Origin of the sequence: Kitasatospora sp. NPDC057512 (assembly GCF_042802135.1) — a bacterium.
Lineage (GTDB): Bacteria > Actinomycetota > Actinomycetes > Streptomycetales > Streptomycetaceae > Kitasatospora.
Genome location: NZ_JBHVET010000116.1, coordinates 1 through 15,521 on the forward strand (window position 1 = coordinate 1; position 15,521 = coordinate 15,521).

Sequence of the window (15,521 nt, forward strand, 5' to 3'; positions counted from 1 at the left end):
TTCCCGACCCAGGTCGAGCGGGACACCGCCGCCGACCGGATCTCCCCCACGGAGGCCCGGACGACCTCCTGACGGACAGCCGGCCGCTCCGCCCGCCCTCCCCGCCCCCGGCGTTCCGCCCGGCCCGATCCGGGCCGCCGGGGTGTGGCGGACGTGCCCGGCGGCACACCGGCGGTCGCGGGACCACCCCGTCCGACGGCCGCCCCACCACCGCGCCCTCCGCCCCGGCGCGCGGCGGGTGCCGGGTCCACCGCGTCCACGGCGCGCCCGTTCCGCGCACGCCGTCCGGCCCACCCGCGCGGCCGTCATCGCGGTGACGACCATGCCCTCTTCCGTGGCGATCTTCCCCGCGATCGTGAGTGCGGTTGTGCGGGTGGTTGTGCGCACCCAGGTTCGCGCCCCGGGCGTGGACGCCAGCCTCCACAGGGCCTACGGTGGCACATCAACCGCTCTGCGGCCGCCGTCGCCCCACACCCTCTGACCAGCCGCGACACGCTCGCACCTACGACTCCCGCGCCACTGCGCAGCACCGCCCCACCGGCCCTCGCCGGCCCCCCGCCCGGCCGTCCCGCCGCCGCGCCGCACCCGGTCGCCACCGGAACCGGCCTGGCGGCGGCGGGTTCCGGGCATTCCATCGGATTGGTCACCCAGCGCACCGAGGGCCTACCGTAGAGTGAGCACAGATGATCGACCGTCAGAAACCCATCTCCCTTTTCGAGAAGCCGAGATGACCAACCGTCACGAGAGTTCAGCCGAGCCGCCCCCGAGGCCCGGCGAGCCGGCGGAGGTGCCCCTGGAGTTCACCGCGTTCTGCGAACTCCACCGCCCCCGGTACCTCAGCTACGCGCGCGTGTGGCTGACCGAGCACAGCGCCGCGGCCGTCGCCGTCCAGCAGGCCTTCGCGGAAATCGCGGTGCACTGGCGGGAGTTGATGGGCAGCTCCAACCCCACCGCGCACGCCTGGGAGATCCTGCGCGGCACCGTCGCCGACCACACCCGCCAGGCGACCCCCGCCCCGGACCGCCACCCGGCCGACGACGACCTGGCGATCCTGCACTACGTCGTCGGCCTCGCCGCCCCCGAGATCGCCGACGTCATCGGCACCGACGCCGCCAGCGTGGCCGGACGGCTGCGCCGCACCATGCTGCGCGAGGCCTCCGGCTGGTGACCCCGCGCCCCGGCACCAGACCCGGCTTCAGGCCCGACTCCAGACCCGGCTTCAGGCCCGGCTTCAGACCCGCTCGCCCGTCACGTCGAACAGGTGGTGCACCGGGTCGTGGACCAGGTACCGGGAGAACGACTCGACCGTGAACCGCGCCCCGTCGCCGCGGTTCCCGGTCCGCGCCCACTGCGCCCCCGCCACCCGCTCGAAAGCGGCGGCGAGCGTCTCCGCGGCCTCCGCCAGTTCCCCGGCCACCACCGTCGGGTCCTGCTCCCCGTAGCGCTCGGCGACGGCCGTCTCGTCCTGGTCCCAGTTGGGGAACAGCGGGTCGTCCAGGTCCAGCATCAGGTTCAGCCGGACGTCGAACAGCCGGAAGACGTCCCGGACGTGGCACGCGTACTCCAGGTCCGACCACACCCCCGGAGCCGGCCGCCGGCGCAACCCGTCCACGTCCCCCGCCAGCACCGCCAGCCAGCCCTCCGCATTGGCCCGGACCATCCCGGCGACGTCCTCCCGCACCACCCGCGGAGTGTCCAACCCGCAGTCGGGGCAAGGGCGTTCCAGCACCCAGGTCCAGTCCTTGGTGTCGGGGACGATCCCGTCGTCGACGGTGTTCGTGGCGGCGATCGGCGTGCTCTCGACCCGCGTGCGCTCAGGAGTGCTCATGGGCCCAGCATCTCCGCCCCCGGGGGAACCCCACCAGCGGCAATGACGCCAGCGGTCGCCGAAATACTGCCACCCCCCGGCGCATTCACCCGGCGCGTCCCCTCAACACGCGCCCCCGTCCCCGCGCGCACCCCAACCGGTGCGCGCCCGCGCGCCAGGACTAAATACGTGGACGAACCGGAAGCCGAACATCCATCCTGGCCGCCATGACCGATCTCGCCGATCTCGCCGATCTCGCCGCCCTCGCCGTGAAGCCCACCCTGCACGGCCCCACCATCCGGCTCGTCCCCCTCGACGGACGGCACACCGACCCGATGTGGGAGCTCTGCGCCGACGAGGCCACCAACCGGCTCACCGGCACCCGCACCGCCTTCACCCGCGACCAGATCCACCAGTGGTGCACCACCCGCGCCGAACAGCCCGACCGCCTCGACCTCGCCGTCGAAGACCCCGCCACCGGCCGCTTCCTCGGCGAAACCGCCCTCACCGACGTCGACCCCGACAACTCCTCCGCCAGCTACCGGATCGCCCTCACCCCGGGCCACACCGGCCGCGGCATCGGCACCGAGACCACCCTCCTGGTCCTGCGCCACGCCTTCGAGACCATCCGCCTCCACCGCGTCCACCTCGAAGTCTTCGAGTACAACGAACGCGCCGCCCACTCCTACCGCAAGTCCGGCTTCACCCTCGAAGGCCGCTCCCGCCAAGCCCACCACTGGGACGACCGCTACTGGGACGTCCTCCAGATGGCCGCCCTACGCGACGAATGGCTCGCCACTCACTGACCCGCCCGCCGACCCCGCCGCCGCACCACGAGCACCCCGACGAGGACAGCCACCAACACCAACCCCCCGGCCGCCGCCCCCACGACCACCCCGACCCCGTTCCCGCCGCTCCCGCCACCATCCGCACCGGGATAGACAGCCTCCTCCGAAGCCCCATCCGTCGGCTCGTCCATGGGCGGCGCCCCCTGCGACTCCTTCCGCCCCACCAGCGGATTCTCCCGAGGCCCGTTGTCAACGGCAGGATTCGCCTCCAACGCCTTCGCCGGCGCCAGAACCCCGTACCCGTACCGGTCACTCGGCACCACAGAACCGTCAGCCGGAGGAGTGGCCGTCTTGATCATCCGATTGACCACCTGCCCGGCCGACAGGTTCGGGAACTTCGCCCTGATCAACGCCACAGTGCCGGACACGTAGGCGGCGGCGTCCGAGGTGCCATTAGCGACCCCGTAGCCTGCCGAGGACTTCGCACTCGCCCGGTAGATCTCCGCTCCGGGAGCTGCCAGCGTGGTCTCCGGGCCGTACGTCGACTTCTCCCACAGGTGTCCCTGCCGGTCCACCGCACCGACCGCCACCACACCCGGAAATGCGGCCGGGTACTCGACGGGCGCAGCCTGTTGCCCACTGTTCCCGTTGGACGCGACGAGGACGACATCATGGTCGACGGCGTACTTGACCGCCGCCCTCGTCTCCTGATCGGTTCCCGAGTAACCGCCGATCGACATGTTGACCACCTTGGCGCCGTGGTCCACCGCGAACCGAATCCCCTTTGCCAGGCCGCTCTGCGCCACGGTGTCGGTGGAGGTCCAGCTCACCCTCACGGGAAGGATCTTGGCCTCGGGCGCCAGGCCCATGATTCCCGCGTTATCGCCATGCCCACGGCCCGCGATGAGACTGGCCATCCCAGTGCCATGGCCGTCCTTGTCGACCGTGCCGTCGCTGCCCTCGCCGGTGAAGTCGGCTCCGGGCAGGATCTGACCCGCCAGGTCCTGATGTCCCTTCATCACGCCGCTGTCGATGACGGCAACGGTGACACCGCTGCCCTGCGACACTGGCCACAGCGTGCTGTCGGCCCGGTAGCCGGTCAACACCCATTGCGCGTCACGCGTGCCGTCCGCACAGGCCGGCCCCGCTCCGATCCCGACGACCAGGCCGCCAACTGTCAGCACAGCCGCCCCACGCCGAAGCCGCCGGTCTCCCAAGGCTGGTCACCCCACTCAGCACAGCGGTAGCCCCTGTGGTCCACGAACCACGAGGGCCCCGATCGAATCACCCGGTCTCCTGAAGGACCAGGGTCATTTCACCACGTTCGGGTTGGCGGACTCCCCCGATGCCCAGGTCTCCTCGTCCTCCACCAGGTAGTCCGGTCGGTTTCTGACCTTCTCCTTGTCCTTGACGCGCCCATGAGCCCCTCCGAACGGAACTGCAGACCCCGAGGAAGCTCCAGAGGCAGCTGTCGGCTCCGCCCGAAGTCGGTTGCGCTGCCCCAGGCCGGAACCGCCCTCGGTGAAGGCCCGCTTGCTGCCAGACGCCGCTTCACCCGCGGATGCCTTGCCTCCTGGTACCGCTCGCCCACCGTCGCCCACAACGGCGCCGCCCGGTCGGCCGGATCCGGGGCCGACCGGGCCAGGACTGCCTCCGTGGATCCCCTCAGCACCCCGTGCAGCGCCGCCACGAACCTCGCCCGTCCCTCCCCGTTGATCACTCCGGCCGAATGCCTCCCGCTCGACGAACGGTTGCATCTCCCTTCCGCCGGTGAACAGACCGGGCACCGTGTCTCCCTTTCCAGGCCCGAGCCACGTGGGGCCGGCACCGGTCTGTGGTCCCGGTGCGGTGGGGGCTGGCGTACCCGCAACACCAGTCGGCGACGACCCGGCCGCAGTCGGCTTCGCGACGGTGTTCACGCCGCCGTCAACAGCCGTTCCCGCGCCGTAGTTGGCAACCCCAGGCTTCCCTGACGCCTGGGCCGTTCCGCCCTTGATCCCGGGGTCCGAGGGAATCGGCGTGCTTCCTGAGCTTGTCGACGGCTTAGAAGCAGCACCGCCGCTGCTCACGCTACGACTCCGGGGCACTGCTGGGGCATCCACGGGCTTGCCGAAGGGCCCTCCGGCCGCGTGCAGGTTGCCGGCACCCATACCGGTCATCACACCGCCCGCCGCGACGAACGCACTCTGATCACTGGCAGTCTGGTCGGAGAAGTCGTCCCGCCCCCCGGGATTCACCGGCGGCGGCTTCTTCGGGTCGTACGGCGGCGGGGACTTCAGGGCCGGGGTGGCGATGCGGTAGTGCATGGCGAGGGTCTGCATGATGGCGGCCGCTTCGGCCTTCTTGCGGTCGGCGAGGGGGATGTGTTCGTCGTCGTCGCCGAAGAGGGCGTCGCCGACGGTGTCCTTGACCTTGTCCCAGTTGCCGGGTTCCTCGGGCATGTCGCGCTTGGCCTTGGCCATGGCTTCGGAGGTGTTGTGGAGGATGTTGGCCGCGTCGTTGGCATAGGCGGCGGCGTTGTTGATGCTGGCGGCCAGGGTGAGCATGCGGGTGTGGAAGGCGTCGCTGGTGGTGCCTTCCCAGGAGGTGGCGGCTTCGGTGCTGGCCTTGGTGAGGGTCTGACGGATCTGCTTGAGGGTGTCGGCGGCCTTGCGCCAGGGGTCGCCGGCGGCCATCACCGCGCCGGGGTCGAGGGCCTGTGCCATGGTGCGGAGCTGGGCGTGGCTGTACTTGGTGAAGTCGGTGTAGACCACGGGCGGTCGGCCTCCGTTCGGGGCGGGCGGGCGGCGGTCAGACGGTGGCGTTGCCGCGGGTGGACGGGGTGCGGTTCTGCTGGGCCGCGGCCTGGCTGCTCGCGGAGGGGTGGGCGACGGACCAGCCGTCGTCGCCGAGCTTGAGCTTCGTGGCGGTGTGCTGGTCCTGCTCCTCGTAGTTGGTGGCGGTGAGGTCGGCCTTCTGCTGGGCCTCGTTCACGGCTTCCTGGAGCTGGTTGAGGACGTCGCGCAGCGCGTCCCGCATGGTGCCGTAGCGGCCGTGGATCTCGGTGGCCTCGGCGAAGGTCCCGAAGGCGGTCTTGCCGATGCCGCTGCGGCCGTGGGCGTCGGTGCCGTCGGCGTGCTTCTGGAAGTCGGCGAGCAGCAGCCGTACTTGGCCGGCGAAGGCGCGGAGCTGTTCGACCTCGATGCGGTAGCCCTGTCCGGCTCCGCCGGTCGATCCGGTACCGGTGGTCCCTGGTCCCATGTCGGCGCCTCCCCCGTGCGTCCGTCCCCCTGGCGGCCGGGGCCGGGCCCCGGTGTCTCATGTCTAACACACCGGGCCCGAATCCCGCCCTGGGCATGGTCAGTTCGCGTTCGTCCCGGTGCGCCGGGCGTCGGCGAGGGCGCGGCGGCAGAGCGAGTCGGCGTGCCGGGTGGTTTCGGGGAGGCGGTAGTGGCGGGCGAGGTCGAGGGTGGTGCGGACGGCGGTGTCGAGGTCGGTGCGGTGGCCGACGGAGACGAAGACGGGTTTGACGCCGGCCCTGGTGCGTACGGCGCGGCCGACCTCCTCGCCGGTGGCGGGGTCGGTGAGGGGGGTCCAGGAGCCGCGTGGTGCGTCGGGTTCGTGGTGGTCGAAGGTGAAGGGGGTCTTGGCGACGCCGAGGGTTCGGAGGCCGGTGAGGACGCCGAGGTGGCTGGCCAGGCCGAGGCGGCGGGGGTGGGCGAGGCCGTAGCCGTCGCAGACGACGGTGTCGGGGGTGCGGGTGAGTGCGGCCAACGCGTCGAGGACGGCGGGGATTTCGCGGAAGGCGAGCAGTCCGGGGACGTACGGGAAGGCGATCCGGCCGACGGCGGTGGCCTGTTCGACGACGTCCAGGGTGTCGCGGTCGAGCAGGACGGCCGCGGCGGCGACGAGGTCGTGCTCGTCGTCGTAGGCGACGTCCACGCCGGCGATCAGGGTGCCGGGGGCGCCGGGGCCTCGGCCCGGGTCGTCGTGGGGCTGGACGAGCGGGCGCAGCCGCTCCTGTTCGGCGAGTGCCTCGGCCTCGGTGGTGGGCCAGTCGGCGGGGATGGGCATGGTCGGTTCCCCCGGGTACGTGGTGTTCGGTGGTACGTGGTCTGCGGTGGTACGTGGTCTGCGGTGGCGCCTGGTGCTCGGCAGTGCTCGGCAGGTGCCGGTTCACCGTACCGACCGGGCCGGACGACCCCGGGGTGAGCCCGTGCGCCCCCTGTGCCCCCGCCTCCGAGGGCTAGCCTGGACGTACCCGTCCTCCCCGCGGGGTAGCACCACCGGAACCGGCACCACTCCCGCCCGTTTCCCCCGACGTGCGAAGGACCCCCGCCATGCCGCGCCCCTCCGTCGCCCAGGCCTGCCTCGGCTCGTTCACCGTCGTCGCCACCACGGTGGCACTGCTGGCCGTTTCGGGCGCCTCGGGCGTCCTGGCGGTCGTGGTGCTGGTGGGGTTCGCGCTGGCGCTCGGCACCGTGGTGACGGTGCTTTCGATGTCCGCCGCCGCGGCCAGGGCCGCCACCGTGGCGTCGGGTCCCGCGGATCCGGCCGGGGCGCCCCGCCGCACCGCGGCCGCTGCCGGGCACGCGTACGCCCGGCAGCGCTGATCCGCCGCCGGGCGCGTCCCGCCGCGCCGCTCAGACCTCCGTGGTGACCACCACGGTCTTCGCGGCCTTGTCGTGCAGGCACTGCCGGTAGGGCTTGTCGAAGACGCCGAAGAGGCCGTCGACGATCCACCAGAGCGCGGCGCAGCAGAGCACGGCCGGGAGGATGAAGACGGCGGCGCGGGTCCAGGCGGCGGACTGGGTGGGCTTGTTCCCGTCGACGAGCATGGCGACGCGGATCTTCATCGCCTTCTTGCCGAGGGTCTGGCCGTCCCGGCTGAGCATCAGGGCCTCGTAGAGGAGGTAGATGGCGCAGCCGAGCCAGAACGCCTCGGTGGAGCCGTTGCGCGTGCTGAGGTCGGTGAAGGGGCCCACGATGATCACGCCGACGGCCTGCATCAGGAGGTAGTCGATCAGCCGGGCGAGGAACCGCTTGGGCCAGGTGCCGATCGGCGGCATGCCGGGGACGGGGCCGGCGCCGGGGGTACCGTACGCGCCGGGGCCGTAACCGGTGCCCTGGCCGGGCGGCGGCTGGTCGTAGGGGTTCTGGCCGTACGGGGCCTGACCGGGGGTCGGTTCGCCGTACGGGCTCCCGCCGTAGGTGCCCTGGTAGGGGCCGGGGCCGCCGGACCGGTCACCGGACGGGTCGCGGGACGGGGTCGGGCCCGACGGCTCGCCTTCCGGCGTGCCGCCGCCCGGCTGCGGGGGCTGCTTGTCGAAGGAGGGCGTACCGCCCCCCTCCGGCTGGGGGCCTGAGGGGTCGTGGGTGCTCATGCCCCCGAGTAGAACATCGCACATTCTCGATGTTCGGGACATTTTGTCCGTTTTGCACCGGGCCCCACCGGCCCTCAGCCGCGCACCACCCGGGTACGGGCCGCGCGGTCCTGCCAGCCCCGCCGCGCCGTACGGTCGAACACCGGCCAGACCAGGCCGAGCAGCAGCACCGCGCCCAGCTGCCGCACGGCCCAGCGGAGCAGCGAGCGGCCGAGGCTCAGCCTGGTGCGGGCCGCGGGGGTGGCCGCGTCCACCACGCGGATCCGGACGATCCGCTTGCCGAAAGTCTGTCCGGTGCGGGCGACCGGCAGCACCTCGTAGAGCAGGCTGACGAACAGCAGGATGCCGATCAGCACGGCGATCTTGCCCAGCACCACGTCGTCCACCAGCCAGACCTGGACCTGGCGCCGGGTGAGGGCGCTGGCCATCCGGGCCTGGTCGACCTTCTGCTGGAGGTGGTCGGAGACCGAGCGGCCGAGCGGGATCCCGGCGGCGACCGCGACCACCAGCAGCACGGCGGTGTCCACCGTCCGCGCGGCCAGCCGGCGGCCGAGGCCGGCCGGGCCGGGGATCCGGGTGGTCCGGGCGTCTCGGGAGGTCCGGGTGGCCCGGGAGGACGCGGGGACGGGGGTGGCCGCGGACGGGCGGGGCTGGACGGCGGTCTCCCGGACCGCCCGTACGGCGGGAAGCGGAGCGACGTGGGCGGAGGCGGTCGCCGCCACCCCGGCCTGGGGCTTCGAGGCGACCGCGGTCGCGGCCGGGACCGGGACCGGGACCGGGGCCTGCATCGGGCTCTGGACCGCCTCCTTGCCGACCACCGGCACCGGGCCGGAGGCCAGGACGGCCGGCACCGGGGCCTCCCGCACCGCCACCGCCACGGCGGGAGCGCCGGTGGCGGCCAGCTCCGCGGCAATCGGAGCACGCTTGGGCTCCGCACGCCCCTGCTCCGCATCGGGCGCCTCCGGAAGCACCCCCCAGGAGACCCAACGCGGCGCGTCGCCCGTCTCCATCAGGCCCCGCTGCGCCCGCGGATCGGCCTGCCAGCCGGACTCGAACCCCCCGGCGACCGGAGCGGGGGTCGGTGCCGGAGCCGGGGCCGACCCCGGGACCGGGGCCGTCTCGGGCGCCGCACCGACGGCCACCGGCGCGTCCACGGCCCCGGGCGGCTCGGCACCGACGAAGCCCGACGGCGCCCCGGACGACGCACCGCAGGACGCCCCGGACGGCACCCCCGGCGCAACCCCCGACAGCACCCCCGGCCCGTCGACTGTCCGGAACACCGGGCCGCCGATCACCTCCGCCACCCTCGGCCCGAGCACGAAGGACGCCCCGCCCGAGGTCTGGTCGAAGTACACCGGCCCGGTGTCGCCCCCGCCCGCCGGCAGCCCGCCCCGCACCTCCGCCACGGACCCCGAAGGCACCGCCCCGGAAGGCGCCGTCCCCGGGGGAACCGCCCCCGGCGGCACCGCTCCCAGGGCCATCGGTTCCGGGGCCACCAGCCCCGCACCGCCCGCCTCCGGCGCCACCGTCTCCAGCAGCACCACCGGCGGCGGCACCGCCCGCGCCGCCGGCCCGCCCGGGACGGGAGGGCGGGTCGCGTACCGGGGCGGCGCCGGCATCTCGCCCTCGGCGGGCGCGGGCCGGCTGGTGCCGGGCACCCAGGCCGAGCCGCCCCAGTACCGGATGAAGCCGGGGATGGAGGGGTCGGGGTAGTAGCCGGGCTCGGGTGCGACGGCCGGGTCGCCGTCGGCGGCGAAGGGGCGGTCCGTCATGGGGGTCTTCTTTCCTGGCAGGGCCTGACGAGGACGGTGCGGGCCGACCGGGCCCGACCACCGCAGACGCGTCCCCCCGCGCGCACGACCAGGCGCGCGCCCGGCGTTCGGCGCACGTGGGGGCGTCACCGATGGGCGGACAGTCGCCGGGCAGTCACAAAGGGTAGTACCTCACCGAAGCCGTGACGGAAAGTTCGCGAATCCCCGGACAGCGGAGGGTGGCTCAAGGTAAGGAACCCAGCGCACGACGATGACCCGCGCGCCGTGCCACCCGCCGTTCACCACCCCTCACCAAACTTCCCGAAGAAATCCCGGAAACGTGTGTAAGAGCCGGTGCGGACCGCCCTCTCAAAGGTCACAGGGGCCCGGAACCGGGCACCGCCCGAAGGCAGAGAGGAAGACGATCATGGAGCGTCCCGTCAGCGTCGTCGAGCACGAGCTGGAGCTCAACCTGGTGCTCTCGCCGGAGCACAGCGTCCCGGTCCCGGCCCGACTGTCCTACGGCAGCCACGACCCGTACGCGGTGTACATCACCTTCCACCTGGACACCGGTTCCCCGGTGACCTGGGTGTTCGCCCGCGAGCTGCTGGTCGAGGGCACCTTCCGCCCGTGCGGCCAGGGCGACGTGCGGATCTGGCCGACCCGCTCGGGCCGGCGCAGCGTGCTCTGTCTGGCCCTGAGCTCGCCCGCCGGGGACGCCCTGCTGGAGGCCCCGCTGCCGGTCGTCGCGGCCTGGCTGGAGCGGGCGCACCGGCTGGTCCCGCCGGGCAGCGAGCTGGCCGCGCTGGACATGGACGGCTCGCTCGCCGAGCTGCTCGCCTAGGCGTGCGCCGCAGCGTGCACCGGCACGTCCAGCAGCACGGAAACGGACACCCGCGAGACCACGGCCACGGCCACGACCGCGACCACGAGCACGGGCAGCGGGCTCGGCCGGAAAAGCGGCAGGAGCGCCAGGCGCGCCAGGCCCGGGAACAGGGAAGCAGGAGCGGCGCCCCCGCCGGCTCAGCGGGCCGCGGGGGCCTGCTGACGACCGCGGGCGGCGTCCGGGCCGCCGGTCTCCCGCTGTCCGGGCAGCCGGACCAGCGGCGCGCCGGCCGAGCGCCGTCGGGCCCTTATCCGGACGGCCGCGGCGAGCAGGAAGCAGAGTCCGACCCACGGGTAGACGGAGGTCGGCAGCTGGCGCCACGGTGACATGTCGAGGACGGCCAGGCCGACCGGCTTCGCGGCCCACATCGCGAAGGACAGGAAGGCGACCAGCGTGGCCCAGAAGGCGGCCCGCCAGCGCAGTCGGCGGACGCCGGCCGGGCGGGCGTGCTCGACCGAGGCCTCGGCGGCGAGCAGGACGAGCATCGGCACGCACCAGACCCAGTGGTGGGTCCAGCTGATCGGCGAGATCAGGACGGCGGTGACGGCCGCGCAGCAGACGCCCCAGGCCTCGGCCCGGGGCAGCCAGCGGCCGCTGCGCGCGGCCCAGGCGGCGACGGCGAGGCCGGCGACCACGACCAGGCCGGCCCCGAGGGTGGCGACGGTGCCGGGGTCGGCGCTGTGCAGCAGGCGGGCGAAGGCGCCGCGCATCGACTGGTTGTCGACGATCCAGGTCTTGCCGACCCGGGAGGAGTCGTAGAGGTACTTGGTCCAGAAGCCCCAGGTGGCGTCGGGCAGGACCAGGGCGCCGAGCAGGAAGGTGCCGAGGAAGGTGAGGCCGGCCACGAAGGCGGCCCGGATCCGTCCGGTGATCAGCAGGTAGACCGCGAACAGGCCGGGGGTGAGCTTGATGCCGGCGGCGATGCCGATCGCCACGCCCTTGCTCCGCCGCCCGTCCGGGCGGGTGAGGTCCCAGAGGATCAGGCAGGCCAGCGCGAGGTTGATCTGGCCGTAACGGAGCGTGGTGAAGACCGGTTCGAGCCAGACCCCGAGGCCGGTCACCAGGACCACGCCGATCGGCCGCAGCTCGCGGCGCGGCCAGCCGACCAGCTTGAAGGACAGGTGGGTCAGCAGGGCGAGCAGCCCGAGGTTGCCGAGAGTGATCGCCACCCGGAGGAAGGGGACCGGGAACCAGGTGGTCGGGACGAACAGCATCGCCGCGAACGGCGGGTACGTCGCGGGCAGGTTCCACTCGGTGACGCGCAGGGCGTACAGGTCGGTGCCGTTGGCCACGGCGGCGCCCTCGGCCCGGTAGACGATCATGTCCACCATCGAGGTGTGCACGAAGTGGCGGACCACCGCGTACACCAGCAGGGACAGCAGCGCCACGGCGGAGGCCGCCAGCAACGGGCGGCGGGGGGCCTCGCGCAGTGCCCGGACGGGGGCGCCGAGGGACCGGCGCAGCCGGTCCGACAGGGGGGCGGGCGAGGGGTCGGGTGCGGTCCGCACCGGGCTGCGCTCGTCTTGCACCGCTGTCACTGTCCACTCCGTCCACGGCTGGGCCAACCAGCGACGATACCGGATGCCGTCCGGGCGGAACCGGACACGATCGACTACCCGGCGTGACAAAGCTGCCCTGACCAGCCGTCCTCCGCCGTCGGCGGAGCACGAACGGCCAGGGCCCCCTGCGACCAGGTCGTACGGCGGGTGGAGCGGGGTGTCCGCGCACAGGGCGCATCCGGCCCCGGCGCCGACCGGGGGAACGGGCACACCGGTCGCCGTGGGGGTGACGGCCGGGGTGGGGGTCGGCGCCGGGGTGGAGGTCGGCGCGACCGACGCTAGCGGTGGCCCGGGGGCGCGACGGGCGGGCTGAGCGAGCGGTAGAGGTCCCTTAGGCCGCCGTTAAGGAAGGGCTCGCGACCGCCGTCCCACCGGACGCCCCGCCGGACGCAACGCCGCCCCGGACCGCCGTCACTTCTGGAACAGCGCGCCCCGGGTCCGCCGCCGTCCGCCCCGCGCGGGCGCCGCCTCCTGCGGCCCGGTGCGCAGCCGCAGCCGGGTCTCGGCGCCGCCGAGCACCGCGGAGCGGCCGAGCGCGACGTCGCCGCCGGTGGACTCGGCGAGCTTGCGGACGATGTCCAGGCCGAGGCCGGTGGAGCCCTCGCCGCCGTGCCCCTCGCCGCGCTTGAGGGCGGCGGCCGGGTCGCTGTACCCCGCTCCGGCGTCGCCGACCAGCACGATCACCGAGCAGTCGGTGGCCAGCACGTCTACCGCGAAGGCGGTGCCGACGGCGGTGTGCCGGAAGACGTTGCCGAGCAGCGCGTCGACGGCGGCCGCCAGGTCGCCGCGCTGGACGGGCACCGGCGCCGCCCGCTCGGCGCCGGCCAGCTGCCAGCGGCGCCCCTCGTCCTCGGCCAGCGCCGACCAGAAGGCGACCCGCTCCCGGATCACCTCGGCGGCGTCGCAGCCGACCGCGACGACGGGCGCGTCCTCGGGGGCGCGGCGGGCCGAGCGGATGATCTGGTCGACCTCGCGCTCCAGTTGGGCGACCGCGTGCCGGGTGGCGTCGGCCGCGTCGCCCTCGCCCAGCGAGGCGGCGTTGAGCCGCAGCACGGTCAGCGGGGTGCGCAGCCGGTGCGACAGGTCCGCGGCCAGTTCCCGTTCGGCGGCGAGGAGTTGGACCACCCGGTCGGCCATGGTGTTGAACGCCTGGCCGGCCTCGCGCAGCTCCTCCGGACTGCCCGCGACCTGCCGGCCCTCCACCGGGACCCGCACCGAGAGGTTCCCGGCGCCGAGCGAGCGGGCGGCGGCGGCGAGCTTCCGCGCGGAGGCGACGATGCGGCTGCCCATCCGGTCGGCGACCAGCACCGAGATGGCGACCAGGCCGAGCGCCACGGCGGAGAGCACCTGCCAGGCGGTGGCGACGCCCCGGGTGAGGTCGCTCTCGGCCACGAACACCTCGACCACCGCGGTCCGTCCGGTGTCCACCGCGACCGGCTGGAGCAGGGCGTACCCGCCGGCCACCTTCACGGTGAAGGAGCGGCCCTGCCCGCCGGCCGTGGCCACGTCGGCCGCGGCGGCGCGCCCCTCCCCCAGCATCGGGCCCTCGGGCTCGCCGGTCCCGGCGGCCGCCGCACCCGGGCCGACCCCGCCCGTCCCGGCGGCCACCGTCCCGGGGCCGCCCCCGCCGCCGTGGGCCGTGTCGGCGCCGCCCGCCCCGGCGGGCTGCCCGGCCGCCGGAAGGTGCACCGCCATCCGCCCCTGCCCGCCCGCGTCCGTACTGGCCAGGGCCCGGTTGACCGCGTCCTCGTCGGTGGTGATCGCCAGGGCCGGCCCGAGCGCCGCGGCCTGCCGCTCGGCGGCGGTGAAGGCCCGGTCCCGCGCGGTCTGTTGGACCATCAGCCCGAGCGGGATCAGGAAGGCCAGCGCGACCATGGTGGTCCCGGCCACCGCGGCCTTGATCAGGGCCCAGCGCAGCGAGCGCCCGAACCGCCTCATGTCCGGTGCTCCGCGAGGCCTCCGGCGGCTTCCAGCCGGACCCCGACGCCCCGGACGGTGTGCAGGTAGCGGGGGTTGGAGGCGGTCTCGCCGAGCTTGCGGCGCAGCCAGGAGAGGTGGACGTCGATGGTCTGGTCGCCGCCGTAGGTCTGCTGCCAGACCTCGGCGAGGATCTCCTTGCGCGGCACCACCACGCCGGGCCGGGCGGCCAGGAAGGCCAGCAGGTCGAACTCACGGCGGGTCAGGTCGAGCGGCCGTCCGTCCAGCGCGGCCTCCCGCCGCTGGAGGTCGATGGCCAGTCCGCCGACCCGCAGCACCTGGGCGACGGGGGCCGCGCCGCTGCCGAAGCGGCGCAGCACGGCGGTCATCCGGGCGCTGAGGTGCTCCCCGGAGAAAGGTTTCACCAGGTAGTCGTCGGCGCCGTCGTTGAGCAGTCGGATGATCTCGGCCTCGTCGTCCCGGGCGGTGGAGATGATCACCGGAACGTTGGTCAGGCCCCGGATCATCTTGAGCGCCTCGCTGCCGTCCAGGTCGGGCAGCCCGAGGTCGAGGATCACCAGGTCACAGCCGACCTGGGCGACCTCCCGCAGCGCCTCCAGAGCCGTGCCCACACTGCGGACCGCGTGACCGGTGTCGGTCAGGTGCCGGATGAGGGCGGAACGTACGAAGGGGTCGTCCTCGACCACGAGCACTGTTGCCATGGGCCTGCACGGTACGCCATCGCCGGTCAGTGGTCTGTACCTCGGGGGTGGGTCCGGACATTGTGCAACTGCCCTGCTGAATACCGGGGGTGCCGGTCTCCATCCGTATGGAAATACGGCAGGATGTGCGGACGATGCGGAACGGACTGGTACAGCTCGGCGCCTGGGCGGCGGCCACCGGGGCGGCGGTGGCGCTGTCCTGGCTCGGCGTGCACGCGGTGCTGACCGGCGCCGCGTTCGAACGGCCCACGGCGCTGCCGCTGCCCTCCCCGAAGGCCGACGGCACGCTGCACTCCGCGCCCGCCACCGCGGACCAGCCGCGCTCCGCCGCACGGTCCACGACCCCTTCCCCGGCGGCCTCCCCGACCACCGGCACCACCAACGCCGCCACCGCCACCGCCCCGCACGGCCCGGCCCCCGCCACCACCGCCGCCGCGCCGCCCACCCGCCGGCCCGTCCCCACCGCCACCACGACGTCCACGGTGAAGAGCTACCCGATCCCGGGCGGCAGGGTCGCGCTGGACCTGAAGCCGGACCGGGCCACCCTGGTCTCCGCCACCCCGGACCCGGGCTGGCAGATGCAGGTGTGGACCGACGGCCAGTGGCTGCGGGTCGACTTCACCCGGGGCGACGAGGCCAACTCCGTCTTCGCCTCCTGGAACGGCCACCCGCCGATCGTGGAGACCGCGATCCGCTGAGGGCCCCTCCCCGGCGGTCCGTCAGGTGGC

Annotated in this window: 15 protein-coding genes; 5 read left to right on the forward strand and 10 right to left on the reverse strand. The window is 74.1% G+C overall.

Annotated features, from left to right (window positions below; all coding sequences use genetic code 11):
* The first annotated feature begins 727 nt into the window (after window positions 1-727).
* Window positions 728-1,168 (forward strand): hypothetical protein, encoded by a 441-nt coding sequence (locus tag ACFU6K_RS10945; protein ID WP_049657761.1) that lies wholly within the window; start codon window positions 728-730, stop codon window positions 1,166-1,168.
* 63 nt (window positions 1,169-1,231) lie between these two features.
* Here the strand turns inward: ACFU6K_RS10945 and ACFU6K_RS10950 are convergent, their stop codons facing one another.
* Complete coding sequence (locus tag ACFU6K_RS10950) at window positions 1,232-1,828, reverse strand: DinB family protein (protein ID WP_380662247.1); 597 nt, start codon at window positions 1,826-1,828, stop codon at window positions 1,232-1,234.
* Between the two features lie 206 nt (window positions 1,829-2,034).
* Here ACFU6K_RS10950 and ACFU6K_RS10955 point away from each other — a divergent pair, with 206 nt between their 5' ends.
* Complete coding sequence (locus ACFU6K_RS10955) at window positions 2,035-2,613, forward strand: GNAT family N-acetyltransferase (RefSeq protein ID WP_380662248.1); 579 nt, start codon at window positions 2,035-2,037, stop codon at window positions 2,611-2,613.
* Here ACFU6K_RS10955 and mycP read toward each other — a convergent pair.
* From mycP to ACFU6K_RS10975, 4 genes are all read right to left on the reverse strand, one after another.
* Window positions 2,607-3,779 (reverse strand): type VII secretion-associated serine protease mycosin, encoded by a 1,173-nt coding sequence (gene mycP, locus ACFU6K_RS10960; protein ID WP_380662249.1) that lies wholly within the window; start codon window positions 3,777-3,779, stop codon window positions 2,607-2,609. The genes ACFU6K_RS10955 and mycP overlap by 7 nt on opposite strands.
* A 126-nt stretch (window positions 3,780-3,905) precedes the next feature.
* Window positions 3,906-5,348, reverse strand: a complete 1,443-nt coding sequence (locus ACFU6K_RS10965; protein WP_380662250.1) for a hypothetical protein — start codon at window positions 5,346-5,348, stop codon at window positions 3,906-3,908.
* A 37-nt stretch (window positions 5,349-5,385) separates the two neighbouring features.
* Window positions 5,386-5,835, reverse strand: coding sequence for a hypothetical protein (locus ACFU6K_RS10970; RefSeq protein ID WP_380662251.1), 450 nt, complete (start codon window positions 5,833-5,835; stop codon window positions 5,386-5,388).
* 99 nt (window positions 5,836-5,934) lie between these two features.
* Entirely contained in the window at window positions 5,935-6,648 is a 714-nt protein-coding gene (locus ACFU6K_RS10975; protein WP_380662252.1) for an endonuclease V, read from the reverse strand.
* Window positions 6,649-6,914: 266 nt separating this feature from the next.
* Between ACFU6K_RS10975 and ACFU6K_RS10980 the strand changes: the two genes are divergently transcribed.
* Window positions 6,915-7,187, forward strand: coding sequence for a hypothetical protein (locus ACFU6K_RS10980; RefSeq protein ID WP_380662253.1), 273 nt, complete (start codon window positions 6,915-6,917; stop codon window positions 7,185-7,187).
* Between the two features lie 30 nt (window positions 7,188-7,217).
* Here the strand turns inward: ACFU6K_RS10980 and ACFU6K_RS10985 are convergent, their stop codons facing one another.
* Window positions 7,218-7,958 (reverse strand): RDD family protein, encoded by a 741-nt coding sequence (locus tag ACFU6K_RS10985; protein ID WP_380662254.1) that lies wholly within the window; start codon window positions 7,956-7,958, stop codon window positions 7,218-7,220.
* A gap of 74 nt (window positions 7,959-8,032) precedes the next feature.
* Window positions 8,033-9,730, reverse strand: coding sequence for an RDD family protein (locus tag ACFU6K_RS10990; RefSeq protein WP_380662255.1), 1,698 nt, complete (start codon window positions 9,728-9,730; stop codon window positions 8,033-8,035).
* 406 nt (window positions 9,731-10,136) lie between these two features.
* Here ACFU6K_RS10990 and ACFU6K_RS10995 point away from each other — a divergent pair, with 406 nt between their 5' ends.
* Window positions 10,137-10,553: an SsgA family sporulation/cell division regulator gene (locus tag ACFU6K_RS10995; RefSeq protein ID WP_380654676.1), complete on the forward strand. Its 417-nt coding sequence runs from the start codon at window positions 10,137-10,139 to the stop codon at window positions 10,551-10,553.
* A 179-nt stretch (window positions 10,554-10,732) separates the two neighbouring features.
* On the opposite strand, the gene ACFU6K_RS11000 is transcribed toward ACFU6K_RS10995, so the two are convergent.
* The 3 genes from ACFU6K_RS11000 to ACFU6K_RS11010 all read right to left on the reverse strand — a co-directional run bounded on the left by ACFU6K_RS11000 (window position 10,733) and on the right by ACFU6K_RS11010 (window position 14,793).
* Window positions 10,733-12,133, reverse strand: a complete 1,401-nt coding sequence (locus ACFU6K_RS11000) for a glycosyltransferase 87 family protein (protein WP_380662256.1) — start codon at window positions 12,131-12,133, stop codon at window positions 10,733-10,735.
* A 432-nt stretch (window positions 12,134-12,565) separates the two neighbouring features.
* Window positions 12,566-14,092, reverse strand: a complete 1,527-nt coding sequence (locus ACFU6K_RS11005) for a sensor histidine kinase (RefSeq protein WP_380662257.1) — start codon at window positions 14,090-14,092, stop codon at window positions 12,566-12,568.
* Window positions 14,089-14,793, reverse strand: coding sequence for a response regulator transcription factor (locus ACFU6K_RS11010; RefSeq protein ID WP_380662258.1), 705 nt, complete (start codon window positions 14,791-14,793; stop codon window positions 14,089-14,091). Before ACFU6K_RS11010 ends, ACFU6K_RS11005 begins: the two co-directional genes overlap by 4 nt.
* A gap of 134 nt (window positions 14,794-14,927) precedes the next feature.
* On the opposite strand from ACFU6K_RS11010, the gene ACFU6K_RS11015 reads away from it, so the two are divergent.
* On the forward strand, window positions 14,928-15,491 hold the full coding sequence (locus ACFU6K_RS11015) for a hypothetical protein (protein WP_380662259.1): 564 nt from the start codon (window positions 14,928-14,930) through the stop codon (window positions 15,489-15,491).
* The last annotated feature ends 30 nt before the right edge of the window (window positions 15,492-15,521 follow it).